The 19,232-nt window shown below is 52.0% G+C and carries 18 protein-coding genes and 1 riboswitch; of the genes, 13 read left to right on the top strand and 5 right to left on the bottom strand.

The window, feature by feature from the left end; translation table 11 throughout:
- The 4 genes from ABF463_RS09455 to ABF463_RS09440 all read left to right on the top strand — a co-directional run.
- Window positions 1-924: nucleoside recognition domain-containing protein (locus tag ABF463_RS09455; protein WP_415533370.1), on the top strand; the 924-nt coding region annotated here is incomplete at its 5' end.
- Between the two features lie 93 nt (window positions 925-1,017).
- Window positions 1,018-1,236 (top strand): FeoB-associated Cys-rich membrane protein, encoded by a 219-nt coding sequence (locus ABF463_RS09450; RefSeq protein ID WP_415533369.1) that lies wholly within the window; start codon window positions 1,018-1,020, stop codon window positions 1,234-1,236.
- 71 nt (window positions 1,237-1,307) lie between these two features.
- A complete protein-coding gene (locus ABF463_RS09445) occupies window positions 1,308-1,736 on the top strand; it encodes a heavy-metal-associated domain-containing protein (RefSeq protein WP_415533368.1) in 429 nt (142 codons plus the stop codon).
- A gap of 98 nt (window positions 1,737-1,834) precedes the next feature.
- A complete protein-coding gene (locus tag ABF463_RS09440; RefSeq protein ID WP_415533366.1) occupies window positions 1,835-2,161 on the top strand; it encodes a DUF2325 domain-containing protein in 327 nt (108 codons plus the stop codon).
- 87 nt (window positions 2,162-2,248) lie between these two features.
- Here the strand turns inward: ABF463_RS09440 and ABF463_RS09435 are convergent, their stop codons facing one another.
- Window positions 2,249-3,013 (bottom strand): YjbE family putative metal transport protein, encoded by a 765-nt coding sequence (locus tag ABF463_RS09435; protein WP_415533365.1) that lies wholly within the window; start codon window positions 3,011-3,013, stop codon window positions 2,249-2,251.
- Window positions 3,014-3,224: 211 nt separating this feature from the next.
- Window positions 3,225-3,719: a chemotaxis protein CheW gene (locus ABF463_RS09430; RefSeq protein ID WP_415533364.1), complete on the bottom strand. Its 495-nt coding sequence runs from the start codon at window positions 3,717-3,719 to the stop codon at window positions 3,225-3,227.
- Window positions 3,720-4,054: 335 nt separating this feature from the next.
- On the opposite strand from ABF463_RS09430, the gene gatC reads away from it, so the two are divergent.
- The 8 genes from gatC to ABF463_RS09390 all read left to right on the top strand — a co-directional run bounded on the left by gatC (window position 4,055) and on the right by ABF463_RS09390 (window position 15,375).
- The gene (gatC, locus tag ABF463_RS09425) at window positions 4,055-4,345 is read left to right on the top strand and encodes an Asp-tRNA(Asn)/Glu-tRNA(Gln) amidotransferase subunit GatC (RefSeq protein ID WP_415533363.1); all 291 of its coding nucleotides are present in this window, start codon (window positions 4,055-4,057) and stop codon (window positions 4,343-4,345) included.
- A 5-nt stretch (window positions 4,346-4,350) separates the two neighbouring features.
- The gene (gatA, locus tag ABF463_RS09420; RefSeq protein WP_415533362.1) at window positions 4,351-5,811 is read left to right on the top strand and encodes an Asp-tRNA(Asn)/Glu-tRNA(Gln) amidotransferase subunit GatA; all 1,461 of its coding nucleotides are present in this window, start codon (window positions 4,351-4,353) and stop codon (window positions 5,809-5,811) included.
- Between the two features lie 11 nt (window positions 5,812-5,822).
- On the top strand, window positions 5,823-7,244 hold the full coding sequence (gene gatB, locus ABF463_RS09415) for an Asp-tRNA(Asn)/Glu-tRNA(Gln) amidotransferase subunit GatB (protein WP_415533360.1): 1,422 nt from the start codon (window positions 5,823-5,825) through the stop codon (window positions 7,242-7,244).
- Between the two features lie 112 nt (window positions 7,245-7,356).
- Complete coding sequence (gene aspS, locus ABF463_RS09410; RefSeq protein WP_415533359.1) at window positions 7,357-8,670, top strand: aspartate--tRNA(Asn) ligase; 1,314 nt, start codon at window positions 7,357-7,359, stop codon at window positions 8,668-8,670.
- A 195-nt stretch (window positions 8,671-8,865) separates the two neighbouring features.
- The gene (locus tag ABF463_RS09405) at window positions 8,866-10,965 is read left to right on the top strand and encodes a glutamine synthetase III (RefSeq protein WP_415533357.1); all 2,100 of its coding nucleotides are present in this window, start codon (window positions 8,866-8,868) and stop codon (window positions 10,963-10,965) included.
- A 245-nt stretch (window positions 10,966-11,210) separates the two neighbouring features.
- On the top strand, window positions 11,211-11,987 hold the full coding sequence (locus ABF463_RS09400) for a metallophosphoesterase (RefSeq protein ID WP_415533356.1): 777 nt from the start codon (window positions 11,211-11,213) through the stop codon (window positions 11,985-11,987).
- Between the two features lie 35 nt (window positions 11,988-12,022).
- Window positions 12,023-12,228, top strand: a riboswitch (cobalamin riboswitch).
- A gap of 139 nt (window positions 12,229-12,367) precedes the next feature.
- Complete coding sequence (locus tag ABF463_RS09395; RefSeq protein ID WP_415533355.1) at window positions 12,368-14,233, top strand: DUF4430 domain-containing protein; 1,866 nt, start codon at window positions 12,368-12,370, stop codon at window positions 14,231-14,233.
- A gap of 221 nt (window positions 14,234-14,454) precedes the next feature.
- Window positions 14,455-15,375, top strand: a complete 921-nt coding sequence (locus ABF463_RS09390; protein WP_415533354.1) for a zinc dependent phospholipase C family protein — start codon at window positions 14,455-14,457, stop codon at window positions 15,373-15,375.
- Between the two features lie 173 nt (window positions 15,376-15,548).
- Here ABF463_RS09390 and ABF463_RS09385 read toward each other — a convergent pair whose 3' ends face one another.
- The gene (locus ABF463_RS09385; RefSeq protein WP_415533353.1) at window positions 15,549-15,854 is read right to left on the bottom strand and encodes a hypothetical protein; all 306 of its coding nucleotides are present in this window, start codon (window positions 15,852-15,854) and stop codon (window positions 15,549-15,551) included.
- Between the two features lie 361 nt (window positions 15,855-16,215).
- Between ABF463_RS09385 and ABF463_RS09380 the strand changes: the two genes are divergently transcribed.
- On the top strand, window positions 16,216-17,112 hold the full coding sequence (locus ABF463_RS09380; protein ID WP_415533352.1) for a fumarylacetoacetate hydrolase family protein: 897 nt from the start codon (window positions 16,216-16,218) through the stop codon (window positions 17,110-17,112).
- 128 nt (window positions 17,113-17,240) lie between these two features.
- Here the strand turns inward: ABF463_RS09380 and ABF463_RS09375 are convergent, their stop codons facing one another.
- Together ABF463_RS09375 and ABF463_RS09370 are read right to left on the bottom strand one after the other, a co-directional pair.
- Window positions 17,241-18,254, bottom strand: a complete 1,014-nt coding sequence (locus tag ABF463_RS09375; protein WP_415533351.1) for an ABC transporter permease subunit — start codon at window positions 18,252-18,254, stop codon at window positions 17,241-17,243.
- A 2-nt stretch (window positions 18,255-18,256) separates the two neighbouring features.
- Window positions 18,257-19,180: an ABC transporter ATP-binding protein gene (locus ABF463_RS09370; protein WP_415533350.1), complete on the bottom strand. Its 924-nt coding sequence runs from the start codon at window positions 19,178-19,180 to the stop codon at window positions 18,257-18,259.
- Window positions 19,181-19,232 lie beyond the last annotated feature (52 nt).

Raw genomic sequence — 19,232 nt, 5'->3', positions numbered from 1 at the left:
GTCCCCGGCATCATGGGAACGCGGACGATTGAGAGAGAAAAAGATCGTCGTATGACCATCATCGTCACTACATTTATGCCTTGCAGTGCAAAGTTGACTATTATCAGTATGATGGTTGCCTCATTTTTCCCCCATTCGTTCATCATGGCGCCAGCCATGTATTTCCTAGGCATCGGCGTCATCGTGTTTTCGGGCATCGTGCTCAAGAAAACAGCCGCTTTCAGCGGTGAACCCGCTCCTTTCGTCATGGAATTGCCGCCGTATCACCTGCCATCCATCAAGGGTGTCCTCATTCATATGTGGGAACGTTCCCGTGCATTTATGGTGAAAGCCGGAACCGTCATCTTCATTATCTCCGCTATCGTATGGTTCCTCTCGTCTTACACCATTACCTTTCAACCGGTAGACGATATTTCCAAGAGCATTCTTGCTATCATCGGGCACGCAATTTCCTGGTTCTTCGTACCGTTGGGTTTCGGAGACTGGAAAGGTGCTGTCGCTTCCATCAACGCGCTGACCGCCAAAGAGACCGCCGTCAGCACGCTGGCTGTGCTCAATGGTGTCGCGGATGACAGCAACACCCACGCGGTCATGAGCGGCATCCAGCACATGTTCACCCCCATGGCCGGATTCTCCTACATGATCTTCAACTTGTTCAATCCACCTTGCATGGTTGCCATGAGCACCACCGGCCGTGAAATGGGCAGTGCCAAATGGACGGCAGCTGCCATTGGATATCAGTTGCTTCTCGGTTATTGCATGGCATTCGTATGCTACCAGTTGGGTTCGGTTCTGTTCTACGGTGCAAGTTTCGGTATTCCTGCCGTGCTGGCGATTCTTGTGGTCGCAATAGGCATTTACCTCCTTGTACGTCCGGGACGCACACCAAAAGCCAAACTAAATCGAGTTGCAGCTAACGTCTAAACAAGCCGGTCTGTGCAAAGAAAACAGCGGACAGACACCACGAGCATTCTTTGATACTGCTCATCTGTCCACCATCAGTCAGGAGGTCTTATCATGAATCTGTCAACGTTGATCCTTTCGATTGCCGTGGTCGTCGCGCTGATTTTTGCCATCCGGTATGTTATAAAAAACGGGTCTTGCGGCGGTTGTCCCGGCAGCAAACGCTGCCATGCCCACAATGTGCACGAAGGCGGACATTGTGGCGGAAGCTGTTCGTCCTGCCATGGATGTTCTGCGTCTGCCATTGCCAAGCCTGTGGGGCACAGAAGCTGATATAGCCCGATAAAAAGACCAAATGCCAATAGCATTTGGTCTTTTTGATACACCACGCAAAAGGAGTAAGCATGTCCCCTTCAACAATTCTTATCGGTGTGGGAATCGTCTGTGTGATTCTCCTCGGCGTCCACACCTGGCACAAGCATCTCCGCTCCGGCTGCTGCGGCACAGACAGCGGTACCGCGCCAAAGCGAATCCGTGTCCGCGACCGGAATGTACACCACTATCCCTATACCAAACGTCTGAAAATCGACGGTATGGTCTGTGGACACTGTGCAACCACCGTATCCAACGCACTCAATGCGCTGGATGGTCTGTTTGCAACAGTCGATCTGGCTGAAAAAACCGCAACAGTCCATATGAAGACCCCTGTAGCGAACAGCATCCTGCGCCGCACAGTGCTGGATGTCGGTTATACGGTATTGTCTGTTACAGAGCAAGGCTGCCCACAGCCCTCAACCTTAAGCCAAATGCCATCAGAAAGAAGCGCAAAATAGAAACCATCCCCTATTTGTAAGATAAAAAACAAAAACACTTTTTACAGGCCTGCTTTTAACACATAAGAAAAGGCCCTGTACAGTCAAAGGAGACTGCAATGAGTTTGATTATCGTTGGCGGACACGACTGTATGTGCTGTCGCTATCAGCAAATGTGCAAAAAACGCGGGCACAAAGTCAAAGTGTTCACGCAAATGCCCACCGGTCTGGCACGCCACATCGGCAGTGCAGACGGCATCATTCTGTTTACTTCCACCGTTTCACACAAAATGGTGGAAACCGCCGTTAAAGAAGCAAAACGCAAAAACATCCGCGTGATGCGTTCACACAGCTCAAGCGCAACATCACTCAACGGATTGCTGGATGAAATCGACACGCTAGAGCAGACACAGGCGGAAATTTCCGCCTACGGCGCGACTACGTGAGCACATCTTGTGCAGCAGCACGCAGTCCCTGTTGGATGCCTGTCCGACAGGGACTGCGTGCTGCTTTGGGGGTTATAACGGCATCGTTTAGGATCGAATGGTCCTGCTTCTATGTTTAACCGTACCTGCCCGCCGCATATGCCGCTCTTTCCACGGCGCAGCACGTGTTTCCCCGTCCAAAGCCATGCCATAAAAAAATGTCAGTGCACCGCACACCACACCGCAAACGATTCCAATCCAGTAGCTGTATGGAGAAACCGCAAAAAAATCGTCTGCAAAGATCATACCGACCGCCGTATAGACCAAAACAGCCGTACACAGGTAAATAAACAGCCGCCGGCGTTCCATCAGCCGTGCCATAACTGCTCCGCCCCAGAAGATCACCGGCACGCATACTAACAGGCCAATGACGATCAGGCCCATTTTTTGTGCATCCAGACGTCCCCCATTTGTCATAACAATGGAAGCCACCGCCAGAGCATTGTCAAAACTCATGCTCAAGTCTGCCGCCACAATGGATGCCACCGCCTGGAACAGGCCGCTGCCGCCGCGTTTTCTGCTGCCGACCGTATGCTTCTTGCGGCCCATCATCTGATACGTGATGAACAACAGCAGCACACCGCCCGCAAAATGCAGATGTAGAAATCGGAAAGACAAAATGACACCCAGCATCGCAACAAACAGGATGCGCAATACCATAGCGGCGCATCCACCCAGCAGATTGGCCCATTTTGCCTTGCGCGGCGGCAAATCCTTGATTGCCAGTGCGATGATGCCGACATTATCTCCGGAAAGCACCAGATTCAGAAAAACGATCTGGATTCCTTTTAAAAACAATTCCGGCCAAGTCAATATGCCGCCCCCTCTTACTTGATTTCGACGCAGGAGGTCTTTGCCTTTGAACAGACCCCAAAAAGCACAACCGCTATACCATATGGCGGGATATGTGCATTTATGTGCTGTTCATAAACAGAAAAACAGCATAGATGTAAAAAGCGTCCCGCACGAATACTTCATACGGGACGCTTTTTACATCTATACTTCAGTTTAAACGCAAGGCAGGCTAATGCGACAGCGGGAGGCATGTTTCCGCCATACCGTGTTGCCCCTGCCCCAGCACCGCGTCACAATCCAATACCATCCGCACACATTCGCCGTCGCGGGCAATGGCGCACACACAATTGTCCAACCCTTTACCCGTCTCGGTGACCGGCAGAAGATCCTCCTGCTTGATATTGACCACCTCGGACACTTCGTCCACCAGCATTCCCGCATGTTCCCCGCCAACATCGGTCACAATGATGCAGGCACGGTCGGTTGTCTGCGTTTCCACTCCGCGCAGACGATGCTTCAGGTCGATTACCGGAATGATATCGCCGCGCAGGTTCATCACGCCCTTCATATGCGCCTGCTGCTGCGGCACTGGTACGATGGGCTGCAACTGCACAATCTCATGCACATAATCAATGGCAAGAGCAAAAGAATCTTTGTCAACCAGGAATGTTAAAAACAGGTTTTCCCCTTCTTCCTGTTCCCCTTCCAGCGCTGCATCCAGCATATGGCCGCTTCCTCCCCATATGGTATATATGGTGCACTTACTCTCCGCACCATTTGATATCTCCAGCATACTTATTTTTCCGTCATTTGTCAATTGCCGTCCTTTTCCCATTCGTTTGGTCTTTTGGCCAACTTCTCTTCAAGAATCCGCAGTCATATTGCTCTTTTTGACAAAGTACCGCCGGCAATCTTTATGATGATTGCCTAAAACTTTTGCCGCACTTTGCCGCGCTATTGAATTGCTGTATAAATATGCTATACTATTGGGTATGTATCAAACGCGAAAACGTTACTATTTCCTATTTTAGAATGGGATTTTCAATAGGGAGGATGGCAATGGATCAGGCACCTGATATCGAGCGCATTGCGCGGCTGGCGCAGATGGAACTCAGCGATGAGGAAAAGACCGCGCTGGAAAAAGATCTGGCCGCGGTCATTGGCTATATGGATGTGCTTTCCAAAATCGACACCGACGGTGTGGAACCTATGGAGCATGTTTTGGGGCTTTCTAATGTTTTGCGGGCAGATGAGCCTGTACCGTCATTTGACCGCGCACGCCTGCTGGACTGCGCACCGAAGACCGAGGACGGCTATTACGATGTGCCGCTCGCAGTGGAACAGGAGTGAACCGAATGGAATTATGGAAACTGGGAGCGCGCGAAGCAGGCAGGCTGCTGGCGGCGCGTGAAATTTCCGCGCCCGAACTGACCGACGCACTGCTCGCGCGCATTGCGGATACAGACGGCAAAACCGGCGCGTACCTCACCGTTTGTGCGGAACAGGCAGCAAAACAGGCGGCAGCCGCACAAAAACGTATCGACGCGGGCACAGCGGGCGTACTCACCGGCGTACCCGTTGGTATCAAGGACAACATCTGCACCCGCACCGCCCCAACCACCTGCGCATCTAAAATGCTCGAACATTTCACGCCGCCTTACGACGCGGCCGTCGTAGAAAAGCTGAACACCGCCGGCACCGTCACGCTCGGCAAACTGAATATGGATGAGTTTGCCATGGGCGGCTCGACCGAAACTTCCTATTTTAAAAAGACAGCCAATCCATGGGATCTGCAACGCGTGCCGGGCGGATCTTCCGGCGGTGCGGCGGCGGCTGTGGCGGCGGGAGAAGCACCGTTCGCCCTCGGCTCGGATACCGGCGGCTCCATTCGCCAGCCAGCCGCGTTCTGCGGGGCAGTGGGTTTGAAGCCTACCTACGGCGCGGTCTCCCGTTTCGGACTGGTTGCATTTGCTTCTTCGCTCGACCAGATCGGACCCATTACGCGCAACGTCGAAGATGCCGCCGTGGTGCTGGACGCCATCTGTGGACGGGATGCACGCGACTCCACCAGCGCCGACTATGCACACCCGTCCTATACGGCAACGCTGGGCAAAGACATCAAGGGCATGAAGATTGCTCTACCGAAAGAATATCTCGGAGATGGACTTGCCCCCGCCGTTAAAGAGGCCGTTTTGGCAGCCGCCAAGGAATTTGAAAAACTTGGCGCGGTCTGCGAGGAAGTTTCCCTGCCCGCCACTGATTACGCCGTGCCTGCGTATTACCTCATTTCCTCAGCAGAAGCCAGCTCCAATCTGGCACGGTATGACGGCGTAAAATATGGCTTTTCGGCAGAGAACTGCAAAACATTGGCACAACTGATGACCCGCACCCGGGACGAGGGCTTCGGCCGCGAGGTCAAACGCCGTATTATGCTGGGTACCTACGCGCTGAGCGCGGGCTACTATGACGCGTATTATAAAAAAGCGCTGAAAGTGCGCCGCATCATCAAAAACGGATTTGATTCCATTTTTGCAGACTACGATCTCATCCTTGGTCCTACAGCGCCCACCACCGCCTACAAGCTGGGTGAAAAAAGCAACGATCCATTGAGCATGTACCTCGGCGATGTCTACACCGTGCCGGTGAATATCGCCGGACTGCCTGCGCTTTCCATTAACTGCGGCTACGACGCGGACGGCCTGCCCATCGGGCTGCAGCTCATTGGTCCGGCGTTTGCCGAACCGGTGCTTTTACAGGCGGCATACGCATACGAGCAGGCCACGCCGGATGCGCACAAGCAGCCGGTCATCGCGTGAGGGGGGCAAACATGGCTGATTATGAAATCGTGGTGGGGCTGGAGATTCATGCCGAGCTTGCCACCAAAACCAAAATCTTCTGTGGCTGCGAAACCACGTTCGGCGGCGAACCGAACACGCATTGCTGCCCTGTTTGCACCGGTATGCCCGGCACACTGCCCGTGTTAAATGAACAGGTGGTGGAATACGCCGTACGCGCCGGATTGGCGACAGACTGCGAGATCGCTCACTTCTCCAAGCTCGACCGCAAAAACTATTTCTATCCCGACTTGCCGAAAGCCTACCAGATTTCCCAGTTTGACCTGCCGCTTTGCAAAGGCGGACATGTCACGCTGGACAGCGGCAAAGAGATTGGCATCACCCGTATCCATATCGAAGAGGACGCGGGCAAACTGGTGCATGACAAGGTCTCGCGCCGCACATTCGTAGACTATAACCGCTGCGGCGTGCCGCTGATTGAGATCGTATCGGAACCGGATATGCGCACGGCGGAGGAAGTCCACGAATATGTGGAAAAGGTGCGCGCCATTCTGCTCTATGCCGGTGTGTCTGACTGCCGCATGGAGGAAGGCTCCCTGCGCGCAGACGTCAACCTTTCGGTACGGCACAGGGGCGCGGAAGCGTTCGGCACCCGTACCGAGATGAAAAACATCAATTCGCTGCGCGCCATCTATCGCGCCGTACTCGGCGAAAGCAAGCGGCAGATCGAGGAGTTGGAAGCGGGCGGTCACATCGTGCAGCAGACCCGCCGTTGGGACGACAACAAGGGCGCAAGCCGCGTAATGCGCAGCAAAGAGGAAGCGGACGATTACCGCTACTTCCCGGAGCCGGATGTCGTGCCAATCAAGCTGGATGATGCACGCATTGCGAGCATCCGTGCCTCCCTGCCCAAGCTGCCCGCCGCCCGCGTGGAAGACTATATCAAAACAGGCGTTGCCAAAGACGACGCCATTATCATCACAGCATCCCGCGCGCTGGCGGATTTCTATGAGCAGGCTGCCGCACGGAGCGACGCCAAAGAGGCCGCCAAATGGGTCGTAGGCGAAATGATGCGCCAACTCAAAGACCGCTCGTTAGAGCCTGAAGACATTCCTTTCCCGCCCGCCTACCTTGCCGATCTCATTGGCTTGTGCAAAAAGGGCGAGATCACAGCGGCATCCGGCAAAAAAGTCTTTGCGCTGTTGTTCGATGAAGCCGCCGCGCCTGCCGAACTGGTAGAAAAGCATGGACTGCGGGTGGTCGGAGATGCGGATGCTATCGGCAAGGCAATTGAGCAGGCACTGGACGCCAACCCGAAATCCATCACAGATTTCAAAAACGGCAAAGACAAAGCATTCGGCTTCCTGATGGGACAGTGTATGCGTGTCCTCGGCGGCAAAGCAGACCCCGCCGCCCTGCGCGTCAAGCTGACGGAAAGCCTCAAAAATAGATAATTGCCCCGCAAAAGGGATATCATATCCAAACGATGGGGATTGCGCCGACAGGGCTGCGCCTTTTCAGTGCGCGTCCGACAAAACGGCATTTTTGTTAAGGAGAATGGGAACTATGACCTTTATCGAAGGCAGTGTCGAACAGCCCGTGGCGTTGCAGGCGCTCCGGCAGGCGGGAAAAAATGCACGCGTCAAGGGATTTGTGCACAACATCCGGGACATGGGTGAATTTTCATTCCTCATCCTGCGCACAGGGGGCTATATGCTGCAATGCGTATATAACCCTGCTTACTCCAAAACCACTTTGGAGGGACTGCGCGAAGGCGCCTGCATCGAGCTTTGGGGAGAAGCGGTGGACGAGCCACGCGCGCAGAACGGTTTTGAGGTACACATCGACGGGTTCACCGTCATCTCTTCCCCCGCGGCGGAGTACCCGTTCGCCATCAACAAAAAATACCTCAATCTCAACATTGATACCAACCTCGATTACCGCCCGCTGACACTGCGCAATCCGCGGCAGCGCGCCATCTTCAAGGTACAGGAGGCTGTCGCCGACGGATTCGCTGACTTCATGCGCCAAAACGGTTTCACGCAGGTCCATACCCCCAAGATCGTCAGCGCGGGCGCCGAGGGCGGTGCAAACATCTTCAAGTTGGACTATTTCGACACCAAAGCCTATCTGAACCAAAGCCCCCAATTCTACAAGCAGATGATGGTGGGCGTTTTCGACCGCGTATTTGAAATTGCGCCTGTCTTCCGCGCCGAAAAACACCATACCTCCCGCCACCTCAACGAGTATGTCGGTCTGGACTTCGAGATGGGCTTTATCAGCGGCATGGAAGACGTAATGGCAGTAGAAACCGCCATGCTCACGCATTTGTTCGCTTATGTGGCGGAACACTGCCCAGAAGAGCTGGCGATGTGGAAGGTTCAGATACCCGTCATCGATAAAATTCCGACCGTCACATTCATGCAGGCACGCGAGATCATTGAAAAACTGGGCCGCAAGCCCGGCAAATGGGATTTGGAACCGGATGACGAAGTTGCGCTGTGTGACTACGCCAAAAAAGAATTCGGCAGTGATTTTGTGTTTATCACGCATTTTCCGGCGGCCAAACGCCCGTTTTATGCAAAGGATGATCCCACGGATGAGCGGTTTGCCTTGAGTTTTGACCTGCTGTTTCGCGGGTTGGAGATCACGACCGGCGGACAGCGTATTCACGATTACAATGAGCAGATCGCCAAAATGCGCCGCATGGGGCTTGATCCGGAGGATTTCTCGTCCTATCTCATGATCCACAAATATGGAATGCCGCCGCATGGGGGGCTTGGTATCGGGCTGGAGCGTCTAGTCATGAAATTAATGGAACTAAAAAATGTGCGCGAAGCATCCTTGTTTCCGCGCGACACCGGCCGCCTGCTGCCGTAAAGAGCAAATTGGCAAGGTTTCCGCTTTATTTTCATCTTTTTTCAAGTGAATGTGGGCAAGAACCCCCTTGCATTGCCCGCTCTTGTATGTTAAACTTTTAAAAGTTCAATACGGAACAAGGGCGTTTCGTGGCTTATTAGCTGCGCACGCTTTTATTTTTATTTGTATGTTCCAACATTTAAGGAGGAATTGAAATTGGGAAACGAGAAAGTACAGACCCCCGCCGATATTTTTGGAAAATATGTCTTCAGTGATGCCGTGGCAAAAACGCGCTTGTCCAAGGCTACGTATAAGAGCTTGAAAAAGACCATCGAACTGGGTGCCCCGCTGGATGCGACCATTGCCGATGAAGTAGCCGCCGCCATCAAAGAATGGGCGGTTGATTTGGGTGCCACTCACTTCACCCATTGGTTCCTGCCGATGACTGGCCTCACCGCCGAGAAACACGACTCGTTCATCTCCCCAACCGGCGATGGCAAGGTCATTCTGTCTTTCTCTGGCAAAGAGCTCATCAAAGGCGAGCCGGATGCTTCTTCTTTCCCGTCGGGCGGCCTGCGTGAGACTGCCGCGGCCCGCGGCTACACCGCTTGGGATACCACTTCCCCCGTTTTTGTAAAAGAAGGCTCCCTCTACATACCCACCGCTTTCTTTTCTTACACGGGTGAAATTCTTGATAAAAAAGCCCCGTTGCTCCGTGCCAACGAAGCGCTGGACAAACAAGCCCGCCGCGTGCTTGCCGCTTTCGGTAAAGACGGCGTGAAAAAAGTGACCTCCACCGTCGGTCCGGAACAGGAATACTTCATTGTCAACCGTGACCTGTACAACCAGCGCCTTGACTTGATTCTGACCGGCCGCACCCTGTTCGGCGCACAACCGCCGAAAGGCCAGGAACTTGACGACCAATATTTCGGCACCCTGCGCACCAAAGTGGTTGAGTTCATGCACGATCTGGATAAACAGCTTTGGGAACTGGGCATCACTTCCAAAACCAAGCACAATGAAGTTGCCCCCGCGCAGCATGAAATCGCGTTGATTTTTGACCCGGCCAACGTGGCGGTCGACCACAACCAACTGGTGCTTGAACTGCTCCAAAAGATTGCTGAGCAGCACGGACTCGCTGCGTTGATTCATGAAAAACCGTTCGCGGGCGTCAACGGCAACGGTAAGCACATCAACTGGTCGCTTTCTACCGATGAAGGTGAGAACCTCTTAGACCCGACCGATGACCCGGGCAAAAACCCGCAGTTCGTCATCTTCCTCGCCGCCGTCATCAAAGCGGTGGACGAATATGCCGATCTGCTCCGCCTCTCTGTTGCGAGTGCCGGCAATGACCACCGTCTGGGCGCCAACGAGGCACCTCCCGCCATCATCTCCATTTTTGTTGGTGAAGAACTTGAAGGCTTGATCGGTGCGGTGGAAGATGGAAAAACCTTCACCTCCCCGGATGCCAAAACGACCAATTTGGCCGTCACTTCCCTGCCGGTCATCACCGAAGACAAAACCGACCGCAACCGCACCTCGCCGTTTGCGTTCACCGGCAACAAGTTTGAGTTCCGTATGTGTGGTTCTTATGCCAACATTGCCGGCCCGGCTTTCATCCTCAACACGATTGTGGCCGAGGCTCTCAGCCAGATTGCCGACAAACTGGAAGGTTCCAAAAACATCGAGAAAGATGCGCTTGCACTTGCCAGCGAGATCTTCAAAGCACACAAACGCGTTATTTTCAACGGCAACGGCTATTCGGATGAATGGGTCGCCGAAGCGGAAAAACGCGGTCTGCCGAACATCAAGAACACTGTGCTTGCCATCAAGGCGTTCCTTGTAGAGAAAAACCGCGCAGTCTTCGAGAAACACGGCGTGTTGGTCGGCAAAGAGATCGATTCTCGTTACGAGATCCTTCTGGAAAATTATTCGAAAATCATCAATATTGAGGCGCTCACGCTGGTGGATATCACGTTCCGTCAACTCGTGCCTGCGGCGTTTAAATATGCCAAAACCCTTTCGGATTCTATTGCTTCCTTTAAAGCAGCCGGTGTGGATGTAAAAGGCAACGTCACTTATCTGGAAAAAGTGCTGGGCCTGGCCAAATCCATCACTGCCAAAGCCGAAGCCCTCAAAGGCGCTACGGAAGCTGCCGGCAACCTGGAAGACAACTTCGATTCCGCGCTGGCCTATCGTGAAAAGGTTGTTTCGGCGATGGAAACCCTGCGTGAAGACATCGATACGTTGGAGCCCATCGTGCCCGCCGACATCTGGCCTGTGCCGGTCTACACGGATCTGCTTTTCAAAATATAATCTGCTTTACCAAAGCGTTACTATCATTTTTTAAAAGGGACTGTTGTAAAACGAAAGTTGAGCAACAGCCCCTTTTTTGCATTCACTAATATCTATGCACCTCATATTTCTATGCTTACCAGAAAAATTCATACGATTTTTATGTGCTTGGTCATGCCACATCCCGCGTAGTATGATATAATGAAAAGCAAACGACCGCCGCCGCGTTTTTTGCGCGGCGCAATTGAACAGCTGGAGGCTGGAACGTGACCAGAGTGGAAAATATTACCCTACGAAAATATCGACTGGTGTCTCACGATCTGCCCGCCGCATTTGACGGCACAACCATTGCGTTCCTATCCGATATCCACCATAGCAGAAGCTTTCCTCTCAAGCGCGTCAAAGAACTAGTGGCACTCACCAACAGTCTGCGCGCCGATGTGATTCTGCTCGGCGGAGATTATGTGAGCCACAGTCAGGCGCATATTCCCAATTTCTTTCGTGAAGCCGCCGCCCTTACCGCGCCGCTTGGTGTTTACGGTGTGCTTGGCAATCACGACCGCAAAACCAATGCGGCTTTATCCCAAGAATGTATGGCGCAGGCAGGCATTTGCTCACTGGACAACAAAGGGTATTGGCTGGAGAAGGACGGCGCGCGCATCCGTGTGGGTGGCGTGGGAGATCTCACCACCGCCGAGCAGGATCTTTCCCCCATGCTCGCTGAAACCCGCCCGGATGACTTTATGGTGCTTGTTTCTCATCACCCGGACTATGCTGAACAACTGCCGTTCAACCTCATTGACCTCATGCTCTGCGGGCACACGCACGGCGGTCAAGTGAGCGTGTTGGGAAAATGGGCGCCAAGCTATTTTGGACACACGCATTACAAGTTGAAATATCTCACCGGCGTGGTCAAAGATGCCGACACCACCATTATCATCTCAAATGGCATTGGCACAGTCGGGCCGCCGGTACGCATCTGCGCCGCCCCACAGATTTGGCTGATTACGCTTTGCGCCGATCAACGGCCAGTAGACGGCTGATTTTACTTGACGTTATATGCAAATTCGTCTACAATAGAATCAATCTCTTTACAGGTGCGCGGCTATTTACCGCGATAATAGGGAAACCGGTTCAAAACCGGTGCAGCCCCCGCTGCTGTGAGGCGGACTGTTTTTCCATGAGAATCCATGCGGATTCTTAGACCACTGGTCAACAAGATCGGGAAGGGGAAAAACAGGACGATGCCAAGCCAGAAAACCTGCCTGCAAAGTACGATGTGATCCTTTCGGAGGGAGAGGACAGACGTAAAAACGGCAATATTGGGATTTACCCGTTTTTCGTTACGGTCTTTTTTCTTATAAGAAAAAGGGCCGTTTTTGTTTGCCCCCTACCACAGAAGACAAAAAAGAGGAGTGGTTTGATGAAAAAAGTATTCCAAGGCTGGATTTCTGTCTGCTGCGCTTTCGCGTTGCTGTTTGTCAGTATTCCCGGTCTGTCAGCGGCAGCAGATGCACAAAACACGTTTCACCTGTGTGTTGAGGGTTCCAGCCAGACGGTGCTGAACGAAGATGTCCCTCTCACAGCGGGAGAAACATTGCAAACCGCGCTTGAGAAAGCGCTGAATCAAAATAATATCTCGTATCAACTGTCCGATTCGCAATATGGGAAATACATTGCTACCATCGGGTCAGATACACAGGCCGCCGACTATTCCACTTATTGGAGCATCTATCAAAACGGCGCATACGCGCAGCTGGGTGTCAGTTCCCTCCAACCAGCAAATGGCGACAACATTATCATCGCCTTTACCGCTTCAGACACGCTGTATCCAATAGTCACCGTCTCTCCCAGCACCCCATCCGCCTCAAATCCGTTCACGGTGACTCTGACCGCCCAAAAAACAACGTATGATGCCCAATGGAACCCCACTACTTCGACGGTTCCCGTTGCAGATGCCACCGTTACCTTTAACGGAACATCCAAAACAACGGACACTTCCGGAAACGCAACCTTTACCGCACCTGCCAACGCGGGCAGTTATGCTTATCAGGTCAAAAAAGACCGCAGCGGGCAGGCTCCCGCACTGGTTCGCATGAGCGGCAGCGTCACGGTGTCCGCCTCGTCTTCCTCCAGCAGTTCTTCCAGCCAGAGCTCCTCCTCCAGCAGTTCTTCCAGCCAGAGCTCCTCAGGCGGTAATGTTTCAACAGTCACAAGCGCCGCCGTCGCCAGCGCGTCCAAAAGCGCTGCTGATGCGCTGAAAGACGACACTTCCGACTGGACAGCCTTTGCGCTGGCACGCGCGGGATATCCCATTCCCTCTACCTATCTGTCGGAAACCACGTCTGCCATTGCTGAAAATATTGATACGTTTAAGGCATTAAATTTTGCAAAATACATTTTGGTTCTGCGCGCGGCAGGCGCCGACCCCACCAATATCAACGGCATCAATCTGGTGGATAATCTTTATAAACAGACCAACGTCGGCCTGACCGGCCTAAACGGATATATCTTTACCCTGCTTGCGCTGTCCAGCGCGGACTACACGCCGCCTGCAAACGCTGCGGTGAGCAAAACGGCGCTGGTTACCTCCATCCTTTCCGCCCAAAACACAGACGGCAGCTTTTCGCTGGCAGCAGGGCTCTCCGGCGATGTGGACATCACCTCCATGGTGCTAACTGCTCTTGCGCCCTATGCCAGTAAAATCACCGGCGTGCAAGATACAATCAACAAGGGACTCGCTTATTTGGCGGCCAACGAGCAGGCCGACGGCGGGTTTATTCCCGGCGGTGCATCTACAGAGGCATCCGAAAGCACTTCGCAGGTCATCATTGCGCTCTCCTCTCTTGGCATCGACCCTGCAACCAGCACACAGTTCGTCAAAAATGGAAAATCCCCACTTTCCAACCTACTCTCATTCTCCGTGCAGGGCGGCGGATTCTCCCATGATGCAAGTGGGGAAGTGGATACCATCGCCACACAGCAAGCATTGGATGCCTTGACTGCCTATCAGCGGTTTGAGGCAAATCAGAACACGCTCTACGACCTCCGTGATGCCCAATCACAGACGCCGTCCTCTTCATCTTCTAACACATCTACGTCGGCCTCTGGGCCTGTTGCCTCGGCGGATTCCTCCAGCGCCACCGCATCCTCTACTACAAGTACCGTAACCAACGGAACCAGCGTGGCCAATCCATATACCGGCGACAGCGAACCGGTGGGGGGTATTGTCGCCATCTCTTTGGCCGCAACTGCTATTTTACTGTTTACACGCCGCCGGAAACACTGACGCTTCTTCTTAAACAAAACGCAATTTCAACCAGAACGGCATTTCTATTGGAAATGCCGTTCTGGTTTTCTCCGCATGATTCTTGCGTATTTGCTTTTTTCGGGGTAAAATAGACAAGGCGCGTATGTAAAAGTCCACACTTTTTCCGTATGATTATCGGATACATACGCCGTCCATCACCAATCCGGTGCCGCCCGTACTGGCGAAAGGGGAATTACCCAATGCCCGCAATCATTACGCATTATCTGTTCAGCGAAATGGTCGTACCACCACTCATCCACGACATGCAATGCGCAAATGTGTATGTATGGGGTTCACAAGGACCGGACTTTTTGTTCTTTTCCCCACCCGTCCATATGCATTGGCGACTGCTCAGCCGAATCGGCAGTTTGATGCACGAACAGGACATGGAGAAAAATTTTGCTTTTATGGCGGACTGCTGTAAAAAAGCGAAAGGAAAAGAAAAAAATATCCTACTCTCCTATTTTTATGGCTTCCTGTCGCACTATATATTGGACAGCACGTTCCACCCATATGTTTATGGCTTGCAACGATATTTTAAAACGGTCTTGCCCAAAGCAAGCAACAATTATCTGCACCGGCAAATTGAAACCACGCTGGACGTCTTGTTTCTTAAACGATTCCGCAACATGACGATTCAGGATTTTTCAGTCATCAGCCACTTCCAACGCATCCCGGAATTAAATTTGGTATGCGAGATGTATCAAAGTCTGTTTGAGAGCCGGTTTAAGCAAGCTTTTCCCATTCGCGCGATTTCACACGCCTTTTTAAGCATGAAACTGGTCTACAGTTTTTTCTACAGTCCGCGCGGCTTCAAGCGGCGCGCTGTCACATTTGCAAAGCGTCTGACACAGGAAAGCCATCCGGCCATTTTTGCGCTTATCCATCCAGTGGAGCCCGGTAAGGAAATTGACTACGCCAACGAAAAGCGAGCGCTGCACGAACCCGGCAATGAGGCACTAGAACATACCGCATACGAATTGTTTGACATTGCCCGCAAAAAATTCAATACAGTTTTCCCTCTTGTCGAACAATTCTGCCGGGAAGGCGGCGGCGATTTTTCCGCCGTCACGCATGGCATTAACTTTGAGGGAAACCCGACGGTCGACTCTTTTGCATAAAGGACCACGGGTTCGATTGGGGACACGATACTGCAAGCAGATACTTTTGGCTTTTCAAAAAATCCATCTCGGCCATCTGTGCGTGCTCTGCTTAATGGGGAGCTTCTAAAAAAACAAGGGCAGACAACGGTTTCGTTGTCTGCCCTTGTTTTTTATTTTTTTACGCAATGCGTTCACATTTCGTTCAATGCGCGCTCCAGCCAGATGCTGCCAATATCTAGGGCGTTGTACAAGCCCTCTTTTTCAGTTTTTTTGATTACGCGGTCACGTACACGCACATCATTATCGGTAGAAAGCAACTGCACCTGTATGGTCCCTGCCGCGTCTACATCCTTAATTTTTGTGCGATTTTTAATCTGCATCATAATGACATATTTATCATAGATGTTCCCATAATACAACGTATCGCCGCTGCGCACCAGCGGTTTTCCTTTATATTCCAAGAACGTTTCGCCCGGCTCACTTTTTTTCGTAGCCATGCCACCTCACCCTTCCGTATTGATAGAATAAAAATGCCGTTTGCCGTACAAACATTTACATTTCATTATAACACAGTCAACATGGACTGTAAACAGCGTTACAATACATCTGTAATTTTTTTACATTTTGTATGGCTTGACAAGTGCGGCACCCTCCTTTATGATGAAAAAGAACTCCGAAGAGCAACTGACTCCATGGAGTATGCATAAAGAGCCACGGCGATTTTCTGCCGGACAATGGCAAAGGTACGCAAGTACTTTCCTGTCCCATGCATTTAAACGCAGTACAAGCGGAAAATCGACTGACGGGAACTATGCTTTGCATCAATCTATAGTAACCCTTATAAAGGAAGTGCACACCATGCGTTATGTGACCTATGCACAGCACGGATTAGAATATCCCGGCCTGTTGCACGAGCGAACCCTCTACGACTTAAATGAAGCACTTGGTCAAACCGGACAAACCGCTGTCCCCTCTCTGCGCGCCTTGATAGAAGCCGCTGCGGAAAATCCGAAGATCCTAACGGCATTACAAGCTGTTGACTTTGGGAAATGCGCTCCTGTGGAGAACGCAACACTCTGCGCACCCATTCCGCGACCCGCGCGCAATATCTTCTGTCTGGGCAAAAATTACGCGGCGCACGCTACAGAAGTCAAAGAAACACGCTTATCCGCTACCGGCATCCCGCAAACACCGATCTATTTCACCAAAACCGCCTCGCCTGCACTGCCTGCGGAAGGCGTCATCGACTGCCCGCTGGAATTGACTCAAAAACTGGATTACGAAGCAGAATTGGCTGTGGTGATTGGGAAAGCCGGAAAAAACATTCCGGCGGCGGATGCGGAATCTTACATATTTGGCTATACCATTCTAAACGACATCTCCGCACGCGACTTGCAAGCCAAACATGAACAATGGTTTCGCGGCAAAAATCTGGACACGTTTTGCCCCATGGGACCGGTATTGGTAGATAAAAGTGAACTGCCATTTCCGGTCAATGTGCAGGTGACCTGTCGTGTAAACGGTGAAGTGCGGCAAAATGCCAACACCAGTACCTTGATTTTCGACATCCCCACCATCCTAAGCGATTTATCTCACGGGTATACACTTCTGCCCGGCGACATCATCAGCACCGGTACACCGGCGGGGGTCGGCGCAGGATTTGATCCGCCGCGTTTCTTACAAGATGGTGATGTGGTGGAATGTGAAATTGAGCAAATCGGTATTCTACGCAATATTGTGCGCCGCACAGTCTAATCCGTACAACATTCTCTGCGCATTGTGGTATCCGGCATTTTAGCCGATGCTGCAGCAAGCGTATCATAAGACGCCCGCATCGAGCAAGGTTCGATGCGGGCGTCTTATTTCATGTCGTTCTGCTTTTGTCAGATATCCCGTTTGAGGAATGAGAAGTATCCACCCGCGAGGAACACCGCTGTATAAATTCCGCAGACCGCTAAGGCAAACCCTAAAGTCGCACCCGGAATAAGGCTGCCTCTCAGCACATATTGCGCAAATGTGCTGATACCGAAAGCAATGTATCTAACCCAGTCGAAGAAGATCGCCAGCGTCATGCAGATGCCGCTTCCAATCAGCAGCATGAACAGCGCCGCACCGGTGACCAGCGAGCGTGAGCGGAACAATGTTGACAGGAACAATCCAAAGATTACATAAAACAACATCGTCAGCATATCTAAGCCGTACACAGCAAGCAACTTGACAACAGCAGGGATATTCACCACCGAGCTTCCCGTCCAGAACAGTTCCTTTGCTCCCAAGTCACCAAATCCAAACAAAATACCCATCCCAATAAATTGGACAACGGCAAACACGCCAAGCAGGGTCAATGCGTACAAAATAGTGGAGGCCAGTTTCGCCGTTAAAATCTGTGCGCGGCTATAAGGTCTGGCAATCATCATCTTCATGGTGCCTTCGGTAAACTCACCCGCCACACTTGCTGCAACAAAGATGAGCGAGAACAACGTAATGACCGCAATAGACATCGGATACCCGCTCACGCTGCCCGAATCTTCCATTTTAATCATCCAACCCCAAACCGATGTCAAACCGGTTTTCGGCGGAATATTGTGCGCCAGACGATATTTAGCTTCCGCCAAATTTATTTTGTTGGAATCCAGTGACATTTTATCTATTGTGTTTTTGCTTTTTTCCGCTGCCTGCACCACAGCCGTATAAGCGGTCACTTCTTGTTGCGTCTTTTCCTTCCAGTTTGCCACATCGGTCACTGCGGTGTGCTTGGGGTTATCCTTGTTTTCCACATATTTAGACAGACCGCATAACAAGATCGCCAGCACCACCATGAGCAGCAGCATAATGCGCACTGAAATGCGCTTCCACATCTTGAAATTTTCTATTCCCACTAATTTTAAGAAACCCATGTTTATTTCCCCTCCCCAGTCAATTTCATGAAGATGTCCTCAAGCGAACCGCCCGCACGATTCTCAATTCCATAGACCGCCAGATTGTTCTCCTGCATGGCTGCAAGCACTTGCGGCACCTGTTCGCGTTTAATCTTGAGGTGTACGCCGTCTTTTTCCGCCGCTGCGGTGAATCCAGTCTCTGTTAATGCTTGCACCGCTTTTTCCGGCGCGTCGGTTTTGAGCAACATCTCGCCGTCGCCCTCCGCATTGGCAAGCTGGAGCAGTTCATCCACTGTTTTGGTCGTGATAATGCGTCCTTTGTTGATGATGCCCACGCGGTCGCACATCTGTTGCATCTCGGCGAGGATGTGACTGGAAACCAACACCGTCAACCCGGTTTCATCACGCAGTTTTCCCAACAGCTCGCGCAGGTCGTGGATACCGGCAGGGTCAAGTCCGTTGGTCGGTTCGTCAAGGATGAGCAGGCTGGGGCTGTGCAGCAATGCCTGTGCGATGCCCAGACGTTGCTTCATACCCAATGAATACGTCTTGACTGGTTTTTTAATAGCCGCGGTGAGGTCTACGATGCGCACCACATCCGCAATGCGGGCATCATCCACGTTGTCGTACATTTTGGCGAACAGCCGCAAATTGTCCAAACCGCTCATGTATTTGTACAGATCCGGGTTTTCAACGATGCAGCCAAGACGCTGCATGGCGTGTTTGAACTCTGTGCGAACGGAATGCCCGTCAATAAAGATGTTCCCGTCGGTTATTGTGGACAATCCCACGATCATCTTAATTGTGGTGGATTTTCCCGCGCCGTTCGGCCCCAAAAAGCCGAATATTTCCCCTTTGTGCAGTTCCAGATTGATGTCTGAAACAATGGTCCTTTTGCCGATCGTCTTTTTCAGACGTGTCGTCTTTAATACGATGTCCTCCATAATGGCCCTCCTGTCGGTAATGTAAAATTTATATATTTATAAAAAATATTCC

The sequence above is a fragment of the Ethanoligenens sp. genome (genome assembly GCF_047718355.1).
Lineage (GTDB): Bacteria > Bacillota > Clostridia > Oscillospirales > Ethanoligenentaceae > Ethanoligenens.
This window is presented reverse-complemented; position numbering and strand designations above follow the sequence as displayed.

Excerpts from the sequence above, each read along its gene's own strand:
- ABF463_RS09450 (WP_415533369.1), top strand. The coding sequence starts at position 1,018 with ATGAATCTGTCAACGTTGATCCTTTCGATTGCCGTGGTCGTCGCGCTG.
- ABF463_RS09445 (WP_415533368.1), top strand. The coding sequence starts at position 1,308 with ATGTCCCCTTCAACAATTCTTATCGGTGTGGGAATCGTCTGTGTGATT.
- ABF463_RS09440 (WP_415533366.1), top strand. The coding sequence starts at position 1,835 with ATGAGTTTGATTATCGTTGGCGGACACGACTGTATGTGCTGTCGCTAT.
- ABF463_RS09430 (WP_415533364.1), bottom strand. The coding sequence starts at position 3,719 with ATGCTGGATGCAGCGCTGGAAGGGGAACAGGAAGAAGGGGAAAACCTG.
- gatC (WP_415533363.1), top strand. The coding sequence starts at position 4,055 with ATGGATCAGGCACCTGATATCGAGCGCATTGCGCGGCTGGCGCAGATG.
- gatA (WP_415533362.1), top strand. The coding sequence starts at position 4,351 with ATGGAATTATGGAAACTGGGAGCGCGCGAAGCAGGCAGGCTGCTGGCG.
- gatB (WP_415533360.1), top strand. The coding sequence starts at position 5,823 with ATGGCTGATTATGAAATCGTGGTGGGGCTGGAGATTCATGCCGAGCTT.
- aspS (WP_415533359.1), top strand. The coding sequence starts at position 7,357 with ATGACCTTTATCGAAGGCAGTGTCGAACAGCCCGTGGCGTTGCAGGCG.
- ABF463_RS09395 (WP_415533355.1), top strand. The coding sequence starts at position 12,368 with ATGAAAAAAGTATTCCAAGGCTGGATTTCTGTCTGCTGCGCTTTCGCG.
- ABF463_RS09390 (WP_415533354.1), top strand. The coding sequence starts at position 14,455 with ATGCCCGCAATCATTACGCATTATCTGTTCAGCGAAATGGTCGTACCA.
- ABF463_RS09385 (WP_415533353.1), bottom strand. The coding sequence starts at position 15,854 with ATGGCTACGAAAAAAAGTGAGCCGGGCGAAACGTTCTTGGAATATAAA.
- ABF463_RS09380 (WP_415533352.1), top strand. The coding sequence starts at position 16,216 with ATGCGTTATGTGACCTATGCACAGCACGGATTAGAATATCCCGGCCTG.
- ABF463_RS09375 (WP_415533351.1), bottom strand. The coding sequence starts at position 18,254 with ATGGGTTTCTTAAAATTAGTGGGAATAGAAAATTTCAAGATGTGGAAG.
- ABF463_RS09370 (WP_415533350.1), bottom strand. The coding sequence starts at position 19,180 with ATGGAGGACATCGTATTAAAGACGACACGTCTGAAAAAGACGATCGGC.